This window comes from Daejeonella sp., from assembly GCF_030695525.1.
GTDB lineage: Bacteria > Bacteroidota > Bacteroidia > Sphingobacteriales > Sphingobacteriaceae > Daejeonella.
This window is the reverse complement of record NZ_JAUYSS010000047.1, coordinates 63,051-81,844: the sequence shown is the minus strand read 5'-3', so window position 1 is coordinate 81,844 and position 18,794 is coordinate 63,051. Positions and strand designations below refer to the sequence as shown.

Here is an 18,794-nt window from a genome sequence, read left to right as displayed (position 1 = left end):
GGGGCCTTATAAAGCACAAAGACAAAAGCATAAAGCCAAAAGCAAATTCAATTTTAATAATTAATCTCTGTACTGTTAGTTACAGTTAACAGGTAACTGATAACAGGCAACCAATTCTTCAATTCCCCATCGGCCTTCCTTCAGGAAATACAATTGGTATTCTATCCGGATCTTTCGTGTTTTTCTTACCGGTAAAATTTGCAGTCAGGTATTCTCCCATATCAATCTTACCGGAAATAGTATCCCCAGTAATCGTACCTGCAAAGGTATAGCTAACTGCAGGCCTTCGCCCCGGACTCAGGAATTTCACTTCATTCCCTTCAATACTTCCGGAAACTTCACGTACAGAGAAATCGGTTTTATGGATTCCTTTGAGCCAGTTTCCATCCTGCTCAAGATAAAGTATATGATCGCTTTTACTGCTGAAATAATCAATTTCCAAATCCCATTGGCCGTTTATCTTTGAACCCGGTGCCTTCATCGCTGTTTCAGCCTTCGGATTTCTCTTCTTAGAAAGCAATTCAAAGATTTTATCCCCAACAATTTTATCCTGACCCGGCTGCATTTGTGAGGCAGTAATCGAGATAGAGGCCATTCCGGGATCTGTACTTCTTCCTCCCCCAACGGTAATTCTGGGCTTAGAACTGATCAGCTCCTGAATCAGTTCTGCACTGCTCAAATGAAGCTTCCCAGGATCCCATGAAATGCTTAAAGAAGCACTGCGGTTATTAATTCCTTCAGGCTCCCGGATAGTGGTTTTTACGGACTCTATTCCGGAAACTCTTTTGGCAATAGCATTCACCCAATTCATCCAGTTCTTCTCACGTGCTGCATGATCCATTTTCACCCAGGTTTCTACTGCTGCCAGCATGCCCAATGTCTCCTCACGACCAACTTTATTATCGCGTCCCGCACCATGATGTGGTGAGCTGGCCTGCCAGGCCGACATCAGAATATTTTTAGGGCCAAGGAGGAGTCCGGCACATTGCGGACCGCAAATTGCTTTACCACCACTATAGGCAACCATTGTTGCCCCATTCTTTAGATGAACATTCGGAATAGTCAGAATTTCGGCTGCTGCATCTGCAAGAATTGGAATATTCATTGGTTTGGCCAAAGCGGCAATAACTTCCAGGCTCATTGGTCCCGGAACCAAATTGCCCCCACTAAGTTTGATCATTGCAGTCTTAGGTCCCAGGGCATCTTTTAGTTCTTCAATAGTTTCAACACGGATGATCTTTACCCCGATATTCTGTATAGCAAAATCATAGGCACTGAATGAGCCGGCAGGTATGATCACTTCTGTTTTATCTAATCCGCTCAAATCTGGAATAAGATGCAGTTTCTCAGGGTTACCACCTGCTACACAGGCTGCAGTGGCCATCTTAAGTGCTGCAGCACAACCTGAAGTCACCATTCCCCACTGAGCACCTGTTAACTCAGAAAGCCTCTTACCTACTGCATCAGCCAGTTCATCCATCTGCACAAAATGTCTTGAAGCTGAATCCATCGCCGCTCTGACTTCAGGCAGTTCAATCGAGCCACCGATAATAGTAAAAGTCCCGCGGCAGTTAATTACCGGCTCAACCCCAATCGACTGGAATATTTGTGGTCCGGGCGTTAGCGGACCATCAGGAAGCACAGGTGCAATGAACTCATTGACGGCTCCCATTGCTGATTCAGTTGATCCGGCTATGGCTCCAGCCAGCGGCAAAAAAGTAAGACCTTTGATTAATTCCCTTCTTTTCATAGATGATAGATTTATGCAGGTTTCCCTGAAAGCAATTTCATGTAATTTTCAGAGAATAACAAGAGAAGGCTTAAAGGTAAAAGCAGAAAGCTTAAAGCCAAAAAATGGTTGGTGACAACACCAACCACAGGGAAATTCAATCTCAATAATGAATCTCCTTACTAGCAAAAATAATCCAGTGATAAATTAACGGGAAACACCAATCAAAGAAGCCTTTAATATCTTCTTTATTAAGCCATTGGATGTATTTATTAGATTGATTTACAATGACTTATACTTATTATAAAATTAAAACTAACAAATTAGTTGTATAACTAATTATTTAGTTATAGCTTTATGTTACCGATTCGAATCAGGATAATTAATTGTATCAGACATTAAATGAAATTATATGGAGATAAAGGAATTAACAAAAGCAGAAGAGCAGATCATGCAGGTTTTATGGGATCTGAAAAAAGGATTCGTAAAAGACGTGGTTGACCAGCTTCCCGAACCGAAGCCGGCCTATAATACTGTTTCAACGATCATCCGAATTCTGGAAACTAAGGGTTTCATCGATCATGAAGCTTTCGGGAAAAGCCACAGGTACTTCCCCATTATCAGTATTGAAGAATATAAAAGCTTTGCGACCGAAAAACTACTGAGCGGATATTTCGACAATTCAGTCGAGAATATGTTTTCCTTCTTTGTCAAAGAGAAGAAGCTCGACCTGAAAGAAGCTGATGAGATATTAAAACTGATTGAAAAACTAAAAAACAAGTAAAATGAACATCCTGAATTATCTTTTACAGACAAACCTGTATCTGATCCTGTTCATGGGATTCTATACATTGGTACTGAAGAACGAGACTTTCTTCAGACAGAACCGTATTTACCTGAATACGAGTACATTTCTTTCATTCATCATTCCATTCATCAATTCAAACTGGTTTCAGGGCTTATTTATTACGCAAAAACTCAGGGAAACTATCGTTCCAACCCAGATGATCTACGAAATTGTCGTGGTAGGAGAAGATGAAGGAACAAATAATTGGGCAATCGGAGATATAATTTTATGGGTTTATTCTGGTGTGATGGCAATATTATTATTTCGTTTCTTAATCAGAATGGTACTGTTGAACTCCAAACTCAAACCCAAAAAGGGAGCTGCTTATTCATTCTTCAACACAATGGTTGTAGACAGGGAACTGCCTGAATCGGGAATCATCATCGATCATGAAAAAGTTCACATGAGGGAATGGCATTCAGCCGATGTTCTGTTCATTGAACTTGCCTCGATCATCAACTGGTTCAACCCGGTGGTTTATCTGTACAAAAAGGAGATCAGGCATATCCATGAATTCATTGCTGATGAGGAAGCTGCTTCAGGGATGCCCAGCAAATCAGATTATGCCTTATTGCTGTTCAGTAACACGCTTGGAATTCAGCCTGATCAGTTAAGTAATAATTTTTTTAATAATTCACTTTTAAAAAAACGTATAATCATGCTGAATAAAAATAAATCACGCAGAACCGGACTTTGGAAATATGGTTTTTCTGCCCCTCTTTTTGCCTTAATGCTGATCTTCTCAGCAGCCAGTGTTGCTAATGAAAACACTGACCTGATTGCAGGAGCTGAGAAACTGTTTAGCCCATCAATAGCTAGTAAATATCTACCTACTGTAACTATACCCGCGGATAAAACCATAGATAAAAAATCCTCTCTGGAAAATAAAGTGAAACAAATCAATTCATCCACAAAAAGTACCCAGGAAGATTTTAGCAAATTATTTAAGCATTTAATGCGAAACATGCGATATCCTGCATCTGCCAGGCAGGAAAAGATTACCGGCTATGAGGTAGTATATTTTAAAATTCAGAATGGGAAGATCTCTAATATAAAAATAGCCAAAGGCTTACAGAATGACATAAATAATGAAGTGCTTCGAACTTTCGATTTATTCAAGGAAACTGTTGAAGCAGAGGACAATGACTATGCATTGGCTATCGCTTTCCATTTAACAGGCATTGAATCTAATCCTGTGTTATTACCGTCTACTGGTAAAAACTATTTCATAGGTTCTATTTCTGTTTCGGCAATGGGAGCATCAGAAAAAGTTGAAACATCCGGACCTGATTATGCTTTATCACCGGTCATAATTAAGGATTTCGCTTCAGTGGACGCTCTACCAGAGTTTCCAGGTGGAATAAAAGGTTGGGGAGAATACCTCCAGTCAACTCTTAAATATCCTGATCAAGCAAGAAAAAACAAGATTATGGGTAGAGTAATATTAAAGTTTGTTGTTCTAAAAAACGGAAGTATTACAGACATAAGAGTTTTAAGGGGTATCGGAGGCGGCGCAGATGAAGAAGCCATAAGGGTAGTCCAGGAAAGTCCTAAATGGAAACCAGGAATGTCAAATGGAGAAGCTGTAAATGTAGCCTATACCATGCCAATATTTTTTCAACTTCCCTCGGCAGCTCCTGAGGAAAAGACCAATTAATAGACAACGGGGCTAGACTTATCAATTATGAGTTGCATCTTATAGTGAAATCTATGATGCAACTCATAGCTTTTATTAGGGATTAGAAAATTGAAAATGTTAATTCTTGTGTCTTGATTCTTGTGTCTTGGTTCTTGTGTCTTGATACTTAAATCAACCTATCCTTTATCACCAGCGTCCCTGCAATCTTATCATGCAGGCATTGTTGCTTCCTGTCAAAAAAACCCATCATGTAACCCAATCCGACGGTAGCAGTACTGATGATTTTGGATAAATTTCTGATCAGCGAGCGACCGAAGGCAATGGGGGCCCCCTTTTCATCAGATACTTTAAGTCCCATTAAAATTTTACCCCAGGTCCCCTGTCTTGCTGAGGATTCCATAATGGTACTATAAATAATCTTTGAAACCGGGATGATTGCGAGACCGGAAAGAGAAACGATGATACGCAATTGCTTCTCATCAATAAAAAGCACTACGATTGTAGCAATAAAGCAATAAATGGCAAAAATAATAAAGTAGTCAATGATTACCGCGAGAAGGCGTACATCCAGAGAAGCGAAGTATTGGGGTTCACGAACATGAGTTTTGATACCCAGAAATTCACATAATTCAGGAACATCATGGGCCTCTTTATAGTCGTCCATATCCTCTGTTTTCACAAAGGTTCCGGGTTTAATCTTCATTCCTTTTAACTGCTCAGCTGAATGAGGCCCGGTTGGTTTCCCGTTAACAACTACAATATAATCCTTCATTCTTATATGGAAAAAACTGTCATCCTGAATAAATTTCAGGATGACAGTCTATGTTCCATCAAATATATTTAATACTTTTTAACTTCAAATGAAGAAAGGCCGCCTTTCAAACTGATATTAATTTTATTAGCTGCTGTTCCATAATTGCTGGTTTCATAGGTTCCATCTGATTGTTTGATAAAACCTATAAAATCCTTGGATGATAGCCCACTATCCACAACTATCCTGCAGCCTGAACTATCCGGGACTTCTATCTCAACATTCGCAACTCCGGTTTCAACTGCAACTTCAGTCAATGGTAATCCCGAACCAAGCTTTGCCTCAAAGGAAGCTGCCCCTCCTTCAAATACCAGCTTTTTAACTTTATAGTCACTAAGATCAAAAATTGCCTCACCCGCTCCCATCTCAATTTTAATATCCCATACAGGCGTATTGTTCATTTGAATAAGAGTCCTGTTGTTCTCCATTTTATCCAGGTTCCAGCTTTGCTTTCCGTTGCGCATCCTGAAATTCAGTACTTCAGTAGAATCAATCACAGTCTTATTCAGGGTAAATCTTCCAAACTGTCGCTTTAAACTTGCTTCAAATAAATTAGATGTAGTATCAGTAAGCCTGAAACTGGTGGCCCCACCCTGAATGTTCAGACGGGCATTTTTAGATCCGTCATACGTTTCAGTAAAGGTAGTGCTGGCACCCCAGGCATTCTGCTCCTTGTCATTATCATGTTTAAAATTCAACCAACCTCTTCCTCTATCAGGCCGGGTCCCCTGATAGGCTATCAGTCCAAGAGTAAGAATAGTAATTGCACCAATCATATACGGGACTGCAGCTTTATTACCAAACCTGCTAAGGAGCATATTCGCACCGATCAGGATAAATATTACCGGCCAGAACCGCCATACTGAACTCCAGTAAAACTCAATCAGATCAAAGTTTTCCAGAAGGAAAATACTTCCTGTAAAGATGAGGATCAGACCCCATACTATTTTTTCGGTTTTCATGTTAGCTTAGTTTTGCTTTTGGTCAGTATTTGTATCCGGGTCTTCCACAGGTTCTGTAGTGCTTAATGCCTGCTCTGTACTAGCGGGGGTAGTTTGAGTAAAGCCCTCAGTTTGAGTCCAGTCTTCTTTCCAGGGCTCCTTTTTCTTCGCACTTGCCAGGGTATATAAGCCCATGGCAATTAGTATCAGAGGCCAAAGGTTATGAAACTCCACCCAGTGAGGGATGAGGTCAAACTCATTCAGGAGGAAAAATGACCCGAAAAATATAAAGATAGAACCTGCGATCAGGCGTCCATTACCGCTTCCTTTTTTCTTTTGAGGGAAAGCAGGATTTGAAAGATTCAGCGGCTCAGACACTTTATAGTCAACATTAAACTGACTGTAATCAGGCAGGTAAGGTCTTTTGGGAACGGCAATCCAAAGCACAATATAGGCCAGAATACCTGAAGCTCCTGCCATTACGGCTACTACAAAAGCGATCCTGATCCAGGTTACGTCAACATCGAAGTATTCTGCGAGACCGGTACATACACCTGCAATCATTTTTTCCTGCTCGATGCGTTGAAGTTTCTTTTCCATTTCTTAAGTTTAAATAGTTCAGCTAGTTTAATATCAAATGATCAATTATTCTTTTTCCTTAATTGATAGATCAAAACTAAGCCTTGATTCCCGGGTTCTAAATACCAAATAGGTAGGTTATCCTAAGTTCTCGGTAAAGCGCATTAAATTATCGGTAAAAAAAGACCCATAAATAAAAACATCAGGTCTTTCCATACAGTGGCCGGATAATAATCTCGTCAATATTCGCACCTGAGCTCATTTGAAGGCAATTCATTATTGTTTTAGCAATATCCTCAGATAAAATAAACCAATCTGATGGGAGGCTTGTCCCGGTCCATGAATCTGTCAGTGTAGATCCCGGCAAAACCGCAGTTACTTTTACTCCTGCAGGTCTCAGTTCTTCCCTCAGGGCCTTAGTAAGCCCAAATAGTGCCATTTTACTGATACTATATGAACCGGCCCTGCTAACGGGCTCCAAACTTGCGGTTGAACAAATATTAATGATATGCCCCTTACCTTTCCCGATCATTTTAGCTGCAAAAAACTTACTTAAAAAATGCGGGGCAAAAAAGTTGACCTGCATTTGTCGCTCCAGACATCTCTCATCTTCCTCCATAATTCCTGATGGGATATATAAGCCCGCATTATTAATCAATACATCCACATGACCTAAGCTGCTTTCAGCAAATTCAGCAAATTTTCTCAGACCTGTGCTATCTTCCATATCTGCCCGCATCCCAAAAAACTGAAGAGAATGATAGCTCTTTCTGAGTTCATCCTGAAGGGCTTGAACCTCATTTTCATCTCTGGCACAAAATATGATATTATAATTATTTGCCGCGAGTTCCATAACAATGGCTCTGCCCATTCCCTTTGTTGCACCGGTTACAATTGCATTCATGGATTAAAATTAACAAAATCAATGATGGAAGAGTATTTAATTTAAGGCATAAACTCATTTGTTTACCTTTGATTAATTATACTTCTGTCTCCGGCTGTGATAATTTTATATTAATATTGTATAATAAGTAAACCAAACAATTTTCAAATGGTATTTCACCCATTAGGTAGATATATTTTATTGTTAAAAGCAGTTTTCCGCCGACCGGAAAAATGGAACATATACCGAAATGAAATTTTTCGCGAAATGGTATCAATAGGCGTTGGCTCTTTGGGAATCATCGCAATCATTTCTGTGTTTTTGGGCGCTGTAACTACCGTACAGACTGCATTCCAGCTTGTAAGTGATTTCATTCCAAAATCAGTAATTGGTATGATCCTTAGGGATTCTTCTATTTTGGAATTAAGTCCGACTATTTCTGCCGTAGTCCTTGCCGGAAAAGTTGGATCGAGCGTGGCCTCACAAATTGGCACTATGCGCGTTACTGAGCAGATTGATGCCCTAGAAATAATGGGAATAAATTCTCCCGGTTACCTGATTTTACCTAAAATCATTGCCGCTGTGACCACAATTCCGCTACTGGTAATCATCTCCATCGGACTAAGTATCACGGGAGGATTCTTTGCCGGCACTGCATCAGGAGCTGTTACCCAACAGGATTTTATCACCGGACTTACTACAGATTTTAACTCGTTTACACTTGTTGTGTGCATGGTTAAGGCAGTAATTTTTGCATTTATAATCACATCAGTATCAGCTTATCAGGGATTTTATACTAATGGAGGGGCACTTGAAGTAGGTCAATCCAGTACCAAAGCGGTAGTAATCAGTTGTATTGCCATTCTATTTTCCGATTATGTTATCGCCCAGTTATTGCTATGATAGAGATCAAAAACATACATAAATCATTTGGTGAAAACTACGTCCTAAAGGGTATTTCTGCAGAGTTCGCAGAAGGAAAATGTAATTTGATCATTGGAGGGTCCGGCTCAGGTAAAACAACTTTACTGAAATGCATGGTGGGACTTCATGAACCCGAAGAAGGATCAGTAAATTACGATGGTCGTGATTTTACCCGAATGACCTTTGCGTCAAGAATTGAAATACGTACCGAAATCGGAATGTTGTTTCAGGGATCGGCTTTGTTCGATTCCATGAATGTAGAAGATAACATCATTTTTCCAATCAACATGTTCACTCAGCAAAGTCATAAGGAAAAACTTGATCGTGCTAATTTCTGTCTGGAAAGAGTGAATCTAGCCGGAACAAATAAATTATTCCCTGCCGAACTCTCAGGCGGGATGAAAAAGAGGGTAGGTATCGCAAGAGCCATCGCAATGAATCCCAAATATTTGTTTGTGGATGAACCCAACTCCGGACTTGATCCTAAAACTGCTATTGTGATTGACGAGCTGATCCAGGAACTTACAACAGAATATAACTCTACAACTGTAGTTGTAACTCATGATATGAATTCAGTGATGGGTATCGGTGAGAATATCCTGTTCCTTCATGAAGGGAAAAAATGGTGGGAAGGAACAAATAAGGAAATTTCATCAACTGATAATAAAGAATTGAACGAATTTGTTTTTGCCAGCAAATTTATGCAGGCATTAAAGAAAAAATAATCAACACCTTACCCGTACAAATTGGATGGGTAAAATAACATACGAATGATTCAACTCTTAAGTCCGCAAAACTGGAAAGATTACGAACTAATTGATTGCGGCAATTTTGAAAAGCTGGAGCGTTTTGGGAATGTGATTCTGATACGACCCGAACCTCAGGCAGTATGGGCGAAAAGGTATCCGGAAAGTGAATGGACCAAACAACATCACATTCGTTTTAAAGGCCGTTCAGCAACTTCAGGAGAGTGGATCAAAAAGGATCAGAAAACACCTGACCGATGGCATATAAGTTATAAGACGGAGGATATTAAGCTCCAGTTCAGATTGGCGCTCACCTCTTTTAAGCATTTAGGGATATTCCCGGAACAAGCCGTTAACTGGGATTACATCATCAAAAACGTTAAAAACTTCAAAACTCCACAGCCGAAAGTATTAAATCTATTTGCTTATACCGGCGGGGCTTCCCTCGCTGCAAGAGCTGCTGGAGCAGAAACAACACATGTCGACTCAATCAAGCAGGTAGTAAGCTGGGCGAATGAAAATCAAACTCTATCCGGACTGGAAAATATCCGCTGGACAGTTGAAGATGCCTTAAAATTTGTAAAACGTGAAGTAAAGAGAGGCCGTAAGTATAACGGAATTATTCTGGATCCCCCTGCTTACGGACATGGGCCAAATGGAGAAAAATGGAAACTGGAAGATAATATCAGGGAAATGATGGATGATGTGGTGAAATTATTGGATGATGATGAACATTTTCTTATACTGAACACCTACTCCCTTGGTTTTTCATCTGTGATTGTCGAAAATCTTATCCTGTCATCTTTCCCGGAAGTTCAAAATCTGGAAACGGGTGAGCTATACCTTCAGGCGAGTTCTGGTTATAAACTACCTCTGGGAGTATTTGGAAAATTTTGTAAATTTTAGATGAATATCCGCTGTATTTCATCCAGACATACCCTAATTTGAATTAAATGGAGTAAATCATAATAATAATTTCAATAAAGAACAGTATAATAGCATCGATACATAAAATCTTAAAAACAGCACTTACGCACAATCTATGAAAACCGTAAAATCAAGCATAAGCATTCTCTCAATTTTATTTCTGTTTATTTTTTTCACCAACTGCAGTGAATCCAACAGCAAGACAGATACCAGCACAGCACTAAAAACTGATTCGATCGCCAAGCCTGAAGCTGAAGAGTTAGCTGAAGAAGAATCATCACGGGAGAATATTGAATATGAGCCTGTAGATACTGCGCTTTATAATAAAAAAATTAAGGAATTGGCCAATGGGGATACTACAGGTAAGTGGCCGGTTAAAAAGCAGCCCTATCCCCTCCCTGGCGCTATACTGCCTTATAAAAGGGTAGTAACCTATTATGGTAACCTCTATTCTAAAAAGATGGGAGCATTAGGTGAATACGCCCCAAAAGAAATGCTGAGAATGCTGTATTCCGAGGTTGCAAAATGGGAAAAAATTGATCCAAAAACCCCTGTGCAACCTGCCCTGCATTATATTGCGGTAGTGGCCGCAGGTGATCCCGGAAAGGATGGTAAATACAGAAACCGTATGCCTGATAAGCAAATTGATTCCGTACTGACCATTTCCAGAATGAAAAAAGACATGATTGTATTCCTCGACATACAGGTTGCATTAAGTACCATCAGGGAAGAACTTCCCAGACTCGAAAAATACCTGAAAATGCCAAATGTACATCTAGGAATTGATCCGGAATTCTCTATGAAAGGTGGGATTCTGCCAGGAAAAAAGATTGGCACCTATGATGCTTCAGAAATCAATTATGTATCAGAATATCTGGCCAAATTGGTTAGAACTCACAATCTGCCACCCAAAATTTTTGTCATACACCGTTTCACCCAAAAAATGGTCACCAATTACCAGAATATCAAGTTAAGGCCTGAAACGCAGATTGTTATGCACATGGATGGATGGGGTGAACCTGAATTAAAACGAGGCACTCACCGTCACTTTATTTATTCTGAACCGGTACAGTTTACAGGATTTAAAATATTCTATAAAAACGATCTGAAAAAAGCACCGAATCGATTAATGACCCCTGAAGACCTGATGAAGCTGAGACCACAACCAAGCTATATTCAGTATCAGTAAAGATTAAACTTTTTATAATGTGAGTTCGACATAAAATCTTACCGAAGTACAGTTTAAACTGAAGATTTTATCTTGTTTTAGAAAGCATGGTCTGTGTCACTTCGCTTGTACACGCTCAGCAGCAAGGCCGGGTTAACCGTCCCTATAAAAAAATAGTAAAAACCTTCTTTTATTCTTTACAAGGCAATTATAATTCTCTCATTAAAAATTCTCAATTTTATCAATATGGAACAGGCAATTTTTGGCGGTGGATGCTTTTGGTGTACAGAAGCCGTCTTTCAGAATTTAAAAGGAGTTACTAAGGTAGTATCGGGTTATATGGGAGGGCATAAGCCTAATCCCAGCTATGAGGATATCTGTACTGGAGATACGGGACATGCTGAAATTATCCGCATTGAATATAACCCGGAAGAGATCTCATTTGAGGAACTTTTGCTCGTATTTTTTAAAACCCATGACCCTACTACTTTGAATATGCAGGGGAATGATGTTGGCAATCAATATCGCTCGGTTGTATTCTACGAAAATCAGGAGCAAAAACTTGCAGCAGAAAATATGATCGATCAATTGGAAAAAGACATGGTCTATGAACGGCCAATCGTTACTGAAGTGACACCAGTTTCCATATTCTATTCAGCAGAGGATTATCATCAGGACTATTATAACAATAATGCGAATAAAGCTTATTGTGTCCATGTAATTCAGCCGAAGCTGCATAAATTTATCAGGGAATTCAGGGATAAACTGAAATAGAGAAAAGGCTGACAGGGTTTTGATAAAGGCTGACAGGGTTTTGATAAGGCTGACAGGGTTTTGAACCCTGTCAGCCTTTATCAGAATAAACCTAACTGCCCTTTATCATCTATATCCAGATCTTCCGGATTAGTGATTTCAAAATCAATTTTCTTTACCGGTTTTATTTCTTCTTTAAGAGGTTCTTCAGGAACTATTATAGTCTCCTGATCCTCAGCAATATTATCCTCAAAAACATCCTTATTCTCCTCCTTATTTTCTACTTCCTTTAAAGATTCAGTTTCTGATAAAGGCTCTTCAACAGATGTTTCTGTATCCTCCCCCTGTTCAGTTTTTTCATCTATATCCCGGGCCTGGGAAGAAACAGGAGTGGCGGTATGAACTCCTGGCTCTTCGCTTTCATTTTCATCCGGTTCAGGATCCGGGGCAAGAATCTCTTCCTCTTCTTCATCCATTTCTGAATGGATAAGTTGAATCTCTTTTACTTCATGAGGGCTAAGCCTGTTCCCCATGGCTTTCATTCCCTTCACTTCGATGGCCTCACTCAGATCAATCTCAGATTCTTCCGCTATTTTGGTTTTACCCTTCAAAACTTCAAGTTTGATCTTCGGTTTTAAATGACCGGATATCAGAATCATTTTCGAACCCGGTTCTTCGCTGATTATACTGGTCTTCTTTCCTATTGAAGTATTTTCAAAAACAAAACGTTTGAGATATTGAAACCCAGTTTTACCTTCCAGATAAATCAGGGTAAATACCTTTTCAGTATTAAACTTCTCAATCAGCAGGAGCCGATCGTCAAAATGATTGCTCAAATCAAAACTACTCAGTTCATATACACCCTGCGGATTCAATGTAAGAATTCTGTCATCTCCATCAAATTCCCCCAAATATTTACCACGTCCATCCACATTCAAACGTTTCAGAATTTCATCATACCATATCTTACGTCCTGACAAAGTGGATATACCCTTGCTTTTAAGCAGGACTTTCTTCACGGGGTACTTTGTTACGATATTGCCCATAGAACTCCTGCCTTTAATAACCTGATCGGCAAAATCAATATCGAATTGAAGTTTCTTCAGTTTGGAATGAGGCTTAAGCTGTACATTAATAATTTCAGCTTCCCCATTTGGATTTGCGGTAAAATACAACACTTTTGATCCCTTGCCACCTTTGGTCAGGTCGTACTCCTTATCGCGGGTAACGCCAAGTACTGAGAATCGTTTGATATATGCAGTACCACTTTCCCCATCCCTGTATATCAGGTTATATACGGTACGTTCATCATTTTTCTTGAATACCTGCGCGTGGACTATCCCCTTACCCGCAAATGTTTTTTCGGCGACCTTCGAAACACTAAATTTACCATCCTCTCTGAAAACGATTACCTCATCAAGGTCAGAGCAATCACAAACAAATTCATCCTTTCGAAGTCCGGTTCCGATGAAACCATCTGCCCGGTTCATATATAATTTAACGTTTGCTAAGGCCACTTTTGAAGCCTCCACCCGGTCGAAAGCCCTGATCTCTGTCTTACGCTCTCTGCCAGAACCATATTTACTCTTTAATTTCTCAAACCAGGCAATAGCATAATCTGTAAGATGTTTGAGATGCTTATTAACTTCCTTAATATCACTTTCCAAAGCCAATAACTGTTCATCAGATTTCTTAAGGTCAAAGCGGGTAATACTGCTCATCGGTTTATCGATCAGCTTTTTATAATCTTCGGGAAGAATCTCCCGGTATAATTGGGAGAAGAATGGACTAAATAATTTATTCAAAACCTCAACAACAGCTTCAAAATTGCCGGAACCTTCATATTCCGGATTCTTGTACATACCTTCCTGAATGAATATTTTGAGCAAGGAGCTGAAAAATATTTTTTCCTTCAACTCGGCAAGTTTAATTTCCAGCTCCAGTTTGAGAAGACCTTTCGTGTGCTGGGTACTCTCAACCAGAATATCATTCACACTCATGAAATATGGCTTATCACCCTTAATTATACAGGTATTGGGAGAGATAGAAACCTCACAATCTGTAAATGCGTAGAGTGCATCAATCGTGACATCAGGTGAAATACCCGGAGCGAGATGAATAATGATCTCTACATCTTTGGCTGTATTATCCTCGATCTTCTTGATCTTGATTTTGCCCTTATCATTGGCTGAGATCACACTGTCGATCAGTCCGCCGGTAGTCGTAGTATAGGGTATTTCTGTTATAGCCAGAGTTTTTTTATCCCTTTCAATAATTTTTGCCCTAACCCTGATCCTGCCGCCCCGCATCCCCTCGTTATAATTACTGAAATCGGCCATTCCCCCCATCTGAAAATCAGGAAGAAGATCGGGACGATTCCCTTTAAGAACTTCAATAGAAGCGTCGATCAGTTCGACGAAATTATGGGGCATGATTTTAGTCGCGAGCCCAACTGCAATACCATCTGCACCCTGGGCAAGCAATAATGGAAATTTTACAGGAAGCGTAACAGGTTCCCTGTTACGGCCATCATAACTGCTCTGCCATTCGGTGGTATCGGGATTAAATACTACCTCATTTGCAAATTTAGATAGCCGGGCTTCGATATATCGTGGTGCAGCTGCAGAGTCGCCTGTTATAGGATCGCCCCAGTTACCCTGTGTATCGATAAGTAAATTCTTCTGGCCAATCTGAACCATGGCATCACCGATTGAAGCGTCTCCATGCGGATGGTACTTCATCGTATTGCCTATTACGTTGGCAGCCTTATTAAAACGCCCGTCGTCCATCTCCTTAAGGGAATGTAAAATACGACGCTGAACCGGTTTTAATCCATCGTGGATATGAGGGACGGCTCGATCCAGAATAACATAGGATGCATAATCTAAAAACCAATTTTCATATAAACCGGAAAGCGATGTTACATTATGTAAAGCTGTTTCTTCGCCTGCCGTATTGTTGTTTTCGCTGTCTGTGTTTTCTAATTCTTCACTCATCCTTATTTATGAAATTCTATTGTGGTAAATATAAGTTATCAGATGAAAATGTAAGCGCGAAGTTTTAAACAGCTCTTAATTAAAATTAATTATTTCAGGAATCACTAAGTCTGGATTGGATTAAACTCTTTATTTCCTGATTTGAACCGTCGGCCGGACACTAGCGTTTGAGGAATACTAAAATTACCGCTTCTGGAAATCGCTCTCAAAGCAAACCAACAATTAAATAGATTTATTTTATTGATATTCAATAATTTACAGCTAAATTAATACTTGAAGCAACCATTTGAACCCTTTCATCGTGTATATCTCAAATAGCTATTAAATTGAGTAATTCGATTGAACAATTACCTCATCAACTTCGCGAAGATTGCATTCGCGGAATAGCAGGTAGCCAGAAAAAATTGTATTACAATTTTTATGGCTTTGCTATGGGGATTTGTTTAAGATATGCCAGCGACAGGGATGAAGCTGTACAGATATTGAATGATGGTTTTTATAAAGTTTTAACACGGCTGGAACGGTATGATCCTTCGAAGCCATTTTTACCCTGGCTTTCGCGTATTATGACAAATACGGCGATCGACCATTACCGTGCTGAGTTGAAGCATCCTATTAGCAGTGACCTTGCTGAACTGGAAATTCAAGGAAAGGAAACCGACATCCAAAGCAAACTTAATTATGATGATCTGATCAAAATCATTCAAACCTTACCTCCGGGTTACCGAACAGTATTTAACTTATTCGCAATTGACGGATATACACATGAGGAAATAGCTGAACAGCTGGGTATTTCAGTTGGGACTTCCAAATCAAATTTATTTAAAGCAAGGCAAAAACTCAGAGCAATGCTTGATGCAAATGACCAATTAACAGAAATAAATACACAAGCACCAAACACAGGACAGAATACAGCACTAATTATCAATGAGCAATTTGAGCCAAAACAAGACAGACAAATTTTTCAGGCAGGCGCTTAAAACAGCTCCGGAGCTTTCTCCTGAAGAGAAAGACTGGAATGAAATGGAGCATCTTCTGAAAGGCAAGCCCAATAAGCGGCCTGTCTTTGGCTGGTTTTACTGGCCGGCTGGAATCGCTGCGGGTTTACTTATTATATTATCAGTATGGCTTTCAAACGACTCTGAAATCAGATTGACTGAGGATGGGAAGAATGAAATCAGCAAGGTTGAAAACCTGATTAATAAAAAACAAATTCTAAATTCTGAACAAGAAGCTGCTATTCCTTTGGCTTCATCGCCTGATCAACTTAAAACTGGTCAAACTAAGACTTCCGGCATGAACAATGCATTTGACAAAAAGGAAAGCAGAAAAGCAGTAGAGAATTTAATAGAATCTGCCCTGCTTACAAATACTAATCCAGAAGGTAGAAACCAATACTTACCTTTAAACATGGCCCTTTTTCAGGAACTACGAACCAGCAATCCTATACCTTCTGGCAAATTTACCGCAATCAATACTATCTCGTTAAAATCCAAACATAATACTGCTAAAGACAGCAGTTTCAGGAAAATGGAAAGCAGTACTGAAAAACCAGGTGGCAGACTCGCTTTAAGCATGGCTTTTAGCACTGATATGAATTCTGTAAACGGGATTGGAAACAGCAAAGCCGGACTTAGCGGGGGCTTTGGAATAAGCTATAAAATTTCGAAAGGTCTATCCGCCACTACCGGTATCTACTATTCACAAAAGAAATACACTGCCGGCAGGGATTCATACTACACGACAGAAAAGCCATTCGCAACCTGGGCAAGTTATTCGAGACAGATCGATGCAGATTGTCAAGTAATTGATATTCCAATTAACATGAATGTTTTACTCAGCAGAACTAAAAAGACAGGAATTGTAGCATCTGCAGGGCTATCATCTTACATTATGCTGTCTGAGAAATATAACTTCATCTACAATTCCACCCCAACTTACCCTTCTGCAGGAAGGGAATACACAATCAAAAATGCAAACCAACACATTTTGAGTATTGTCAATTTATCTGTTGGAGTTGAAAAGCCTATTGGCAATCAGAGCAGCATCGTGATCCAGCCATATGCTAAATTACCCTTATCCGGAATCGGACAGGGTGCAACAGAATTGAAATCTTTCGGAATTGGATTCCAGTTGAATTATTCGATAAAAAACAAGAACAAATTCTTCAACAGGCAATCGGATTGATCATTTCTTCTTTATAAAAACCAGTTCTACACGACGATTAAGCTGTCGGCCGCTATCAGTACTGTTATCAGCAACCGGCACAGTATATGACTTGCTGAGAGAGGGTATGCTGATTTTCTCACCAAGCATTTCACTAACTGCCTTAATAATTGCCCCATTCCTGCGATCAGATAGTGCATAGTTATACTCCAGACTTCCATAATTATCTGTGTGACCTGAAATATTAATCGAATACTGATTTCGCACTTGTTTATATCGGTTGATGGCAGTCCGAAGCTTGCTCATTTCTTCCGCTGTTATGTCTGATTTATCAAAATCAAAAAGAATTACAACATTAGGCATTTCAAATTCAGGCTCTGTTAGGACCACCTTCCTCTGAGCAGGAGATGGAACATCTACAGGTTTGGGAGCTGGTAATTGCCCCTGCTTAGGCTGAGCTGCAGGAGTGGGTTGTGAAGCAGGAGCGGGTGCTGATTGTACAGTGGAAACAAGCTGCTCCGCCGGTTTAGAAATATCCTTTTTGTATTCATCGGGAAGGATCTCTTCAAGCGTTTTACCCTGTAAAATCAGATTGGGGTCAATCACTTTACTCAGATCCGGGTAATCAACAAATCCTGGCTGCTGAAAATCCTTTTTCGAAGTAAGACTGCGGTCTTCAATGAATACTCCCGAATCATAGATATTGTCAGCAACATCAGCGATTACAATTTTAAGATGATACTTCTTGTAAGGGGTAACATAGGTTTGCGCAACAAGCTTTTTGGTGATCCCATCGTAACGCAGATTACGATAAAGATTAGGGTCAAGAGTCTTCAAAAGTTCAGGATCTGCCTGAATTACAGTCTGATCTCCTGGAACGGGTCCGCTCATGGTAAATATTGAACCTATACCTCTTAAAACCCTACCGGGCAATGTTCCTCTGTATGTTGATTTTAATGGTTCCTGCCTTTTAATTACAATTTGTTTATACAGGTTATTATCAATATAATGCTCCTGATTTGATTTAAAATTTACTGTATTTATACTCACAGGCACTCCGGTTCCGGGTATCAAAGCGATATTCTTAGAGCTGTTTCCATCAGAAACAATAAAGGCAAAAACATCATTATAGGGTGAATCTACATATTCAGGATATTCGTCAGAACCAAACTGATAATTAAACTGTATACTGTTATCCATGGGTACAAAATCAAATTCAATACTGCAGATGTCAAATAACTTACCACTGACAATTGCCGATAGATCAGGATCAGTTTGGGGTGATAAAATATCTCCGAAAGTGGAGCTTTGATTATGTGAATTATTATATCCCGCAACATTGTAGGAGTTACCTGTCGAAAGAATTAATCCCTTCTGTAACTGCAAAATATTACCAGTACTTGTATAGGATAAAGTAGATAATGGATAACCTTTAAATTTCACATTTCCGATTATAACCCCTTGTCCGCTAAAATTCTTTTTCACCCATTCATCCACCTTAATAGACGATAATCTGATCTGGGAGAAACTGTTCCCGGCTGATAATAACACTGCAAAAAGCAGATATATATATTTCTTCATCATTAATCGATATTAGGTTTAAAAGGAATTATCGATAATTTATATACGGAAAACCCTTTTTTATTAGCAGATGTTAAACTGAACACCTGTACTGATATACAATT

At 39.6% G+C, this 18,794-nt stretch carries 16 protein-coding genes; 9 read left to right on the top strand and 7 right to left on the bottom strand.

What is annotated here, in order from left to right; genetic code table 11:
- Window positions 1–118 precede the first annotated feature (118 nt).
- Window positions 119–1,750 carry an aminotransferase class V-fold PLP-dependent enzyme gene (locus Q8S11_RS10510; protein ID WP_305662051.1) on the bottom strand — a complete coding sequence of 544 codons (1,632 nt, stop codon included), beginning with the start codon at window positions 1,748–1,750 and terminating at the stop codon, window positions 119–121.
- A gap of 391 nt (window positions 1,751–2,141) precedes the next feature.
- On the opposite strand from Q8S11_RS10510, the gene Q8S11_RS10505 reads away from it, so the two are divergent.
- Both Q8S11_RS10505 and Q8S11_RS10500 read left to right on the top strand, forming a co-directional pair.
- The gene (locus tag Q8S11_RS10505; RefSeq protein ID WP_305662050.1) at window positions 2,142–2,513 is read left to right on the top strand and encodes a BlaI/MecI/CopY family transcriptional regulator; all 372 of its coding nucleotides are present in this window, start codon (window positions 2,142–2,144) and stop codon (window positions 2,511–2,513) included.
- A gap of 1 nt (window position 2,514) precedes the next feature.
- Window positions 2,515–4,233 (top strand): M56 family metallopeptidase, encoded by a 1,719-nt coding sequence (locus Q8S11_RS10500; RefSeq protein ID WP_305662049.1) that lies wholly within the window; start codon window positions 2,515–2,517, stop codon window positions 4,231–4,233.
- Between the two features lie 148 nt (window positions 4,234–4,381).
- Here Q8S11_RS10500 and Q8S11_RS10495 read toward each other — a convergent pair whose 3' ends face one another.
- The 4 genes from Q8S11_RS10495 to Q8S11_RS10480 all read right to left on the bottom strand — a co-directional run bounded on the left by Q8S11_RS10495 (window position 4,382) and on the right by Q8S11_RS10480 (window position 7,450).
- A complete protein-coding gene (locus Q8S11_RS10495; protein WP_305662048.1) occupies window positions 4,382–4,987 on the bottom strand; it encodes an RDD family protein in 606 nt (201 codons plus the stop codon).
- Between the two features lie 68 nt (window positions 4,988–5,055).
- Complete coding sequence (locus Q8S11_RS10490) at window positions 5,056–5,988, bottom strand: LiaI-LiaF-like domain-containing protein (protein ID WP_305662047.1); 933 nt, start codon at window positions 5,986–5,988, stop codon at window positions 5,056–5,058.
- Window positions 5,989–5,994: 6 nt separating this feature from the next.
- Window positions 5,995–6,567 (bottom strand): PspC domain-containing protein, encoded by a 573-nt coding sequence (locus Q8S11_RS10485; protein WP_305662046.1) that lies wholly within the window; start codon window positions 6,565–6,567, stop codon window positions 5,995–5,997.
- Between the two features lie 181 nt (window positions 6,568–6,748).
- The gene (locus Q8S11_RS10480) at window positions 6,749–7,450 is read right to left on the bottom strand and encodes an SDR family oxidoreductase (protein ID WP_305662045.1); all 702 of its coding nucleotides are present in this window, start codon (window positions 7,448–7,450) and stop codon (window positions 6,749–6,751) included.
- A 147-nt stretch (window positions 7,451–7,597) separates the two neighbouring features.
- Here Q8S11_RS10480 and Q8S11_RS10475 point away from each other — a divergent pair, with 147 nt between their 5' ends.
- From Q8S11_RS10475 to msrA, 5 genes are all read left to right on the top strand, one after another.
- Complete coding sequence (locus Q8S11_RS10475; protein WP_305662044.1) at window positions 7,598–8,332, top strand: ABC transporter permease; 735 nt, start codon at window positions 7,598–7,600, stop codon at window positions 8,330–8,332.
- The gene (locus Q8S11_RS10470; protein WP_305662043.1) at window positions 8,329–9,078 is read left to right on the top strand and encodes an ABC transporter ATP-binding protein; all 750 of its coding nucleotides are present in this window, start codon (window positions 8,329–8,331) and stop codon (window positions 9,076–9,078) included. The genes Q8S11_RS10475 and Q8S11_RS10470 overlap by 4 nt, the downstream gene beginning before the upstream one ends.
- 45 nt (window positions 9,079–9,123) lie before the next feature.
- Entirely contained in the window at window positions 9,124–10,005 is an 882-nt protein-coding gene (locus Q8S11_RS10465) for a class I SAM-dependent methyltransferase (protein WP_305662042.1), read from the top strand.
- A gap of 136 nt (window positions 10,006–10,141) precedes the next feature.
- Window positions 10,142–11,215, top strand: a complete 1,074-nt coding sequence (locus Q8S11_RS10460) for a hypothetical protein (RefSeq protein WP_305662041.1) — start codon at window positions 10,142–10,144, stop codon at window positions 11,213–11,215.
- Window positions 11,216–11,440: 225 nt separating this feature from the next.
- Window positions 11,441–11,968, top strand: coding sequence for a peptide-methionine (S)-S-oxide reductase MsrA (gene msrA / locus Q8S11_RS10455; RefSeq protein WP_305662040.1), 528 nt, complete (start codon window positions 11,441–11,443; stop codon window positions 11,966–11,968).
- Window positions 11,969–12,048: 80 nt separating this feature from the next.
- Here the strand turns inward: msrA and Q8S11_RS10450 are convergent, their stop codons facing one another.
- Window positions 12,049–14,943: a DNA gyrase/topoisomerase IV subunit A gene (locus tag Q8S11_RS10450; protein WP_305662039.1), complete on the bottom strand. Its 2,895-nt coding sequence runs from the start codon at window positions 14,941–14,943 to the stop codon at window positions 12,049–12,051.
- Window positions 14,944–15,269: 326 nt separating this feature from the next.
- Here Q8S11_RS10450 and Q8S11_RS10445 point away from each other — a divergent pair, with 326 nt between their 5' ends.
- Both Q8S11_RS10445 and Q8S11_RS10440 read left to right on the top strand, forming a co-directional pair.
- Window positions 15,270–15,923: an RNA polymerase sigma factor gene (locus Q8S11_RS10445; RefSeq protein ID WP_305662038.1), complete on the top strand. Its 654-nt coding sequence runs from the start codon at window positions 15,270–15,272 to the stop codon at window positions 15,921–15,923.
- Window positions 15,871–17,130, top strand: a complete 1,260-nt coding sequence (locus tag Q8S11_RS10440; RefSeq protein WP_305662037.1) for an outer membrane beta-barrel protein — start codon at window positions 15,871–15,873, stop codon at window positions 17,128–17,130. Before Q8S11_RS10445 ends, Q8S11_RS10440 begins: the two co-directional genes overlap by 53 nt.
- On the opposite strand, the gene Q8S11_RS10435 is transcribed toward Q8S11_RS10440, so the two are convergent.
- Window positions 17,131–18,693: an OmpA family protein gene (locus Q8S11_RS10435; RefSeq protein WP_305662036.1), complete on the bottom strand. Its 1,563-nt coding sequence runs from the start codon at window positions 18,691–18,693 to the stop codon at window positions 17,131–17,133.
- Between the last annotated feature and the right edge of the window lie 101 nt (window positions 18,694–18,794).

Coding starts and splice junctions, on each gene's coding strand:
- Q8S11_RS10510 (WP_305662051.1), bottom strand. CDS start 1,750: ATGAAAAGAAGGGAATTAATCAAAGGTCTTACTTTTTTGCCGCTGGCT.
- Q8S11_RS10505 (WP_305662050.1), top strand. CDS start 2,142: ATGGAGATAAAGGAATTAACAAAAGCAGAAGAGCAGATCATGCAGGTT.
- Q8S11_RS10500 (WP_305662049.1), top strand. CDS start 2,515: ATGAACATCCTGAATTATCTTTTACAGACAAACCTGTATCTGATCCTG.
- Q8S11_RS10495 (WP_305662048.1), bottom strand. CDS start 4,987: ATGAAGGATTATATTGTAGTTGTTAACGGGAAACCAACCGGGCCTCAT.
- Q8S11_RS10490 (WP_305662047.1), bottom strand. CDS start 5,988: ATGAAAACCGAAAAAATAGTATGGGGTCTGATCCTCATCTTTACAGGA.
- Q8S11_RS10485 (WP_305662046.1), bottom strand. CDS start 6,567: ATGGAAAAGAAACTTCAACGCATCGAGCAGGAAAAAATGATTGCAGGT.
- Q8S11_RS10480 (WP_305662045.1), bottom strand. CDS start 7,450: ATGAATGCAATTGTAACCGGTGCAACAAAGGGAATGGGCAGAGCCATT.
- Q8S11_RS10475 (WP_305662044.1), top strand. CDS start 7,598: ATGGTATTTCACCCATTAGGTAGATATATTTTATTGTTAAAAGCAGTT.
- Q8S11_RS10470 (WP_305662043.1), top strand. CDS start 8,329: ATGATAGAGATCAAAAACATACATAAATCATTTGGTGAAAACTACGTC.
- Q8S11_RS10465 (WP_305662042.1), top strand. CDS start 9,124: ATGATTCAACTCTTAAGTCCGCAAAACTGGAAAGATTACGAACTAATT.
- Q8S11_RS10460 (WP_305662041.1), top strand. CDS start 10,142: ATGAAAACCGTAAAATCAAGCATAAGCATTCTCTCAATTTTATTTCTG.
- msrA (WP_305662040.1), top strand. CDS start 11,441: ATGGAACAGGCAATTTTTGGCGGTGGATGCTTTTGGTGTACAGAAGCC.
- Q8S11_RS10450 (WP_305662039.1), bottom strand. CDS start 14,943: ATGAGTGAAGAATTAGAAAACACAGACAGCGAAAACAACAATACGGCA.
- Q8S11_RS10440 (WP_305662037.1), top strand. CDS start 15,871: ATGAGCAATTTGAGCCAAAACAAGACAGACAAATTTTTCAGGCAGGCG.
- Q8S11_RS10435 (WP_305662036.1), bottom strand. CDS start 18,693: ATGATGAAGAAATATATATATCTGCTTTTTGCAGTGTTATTATCAGCC.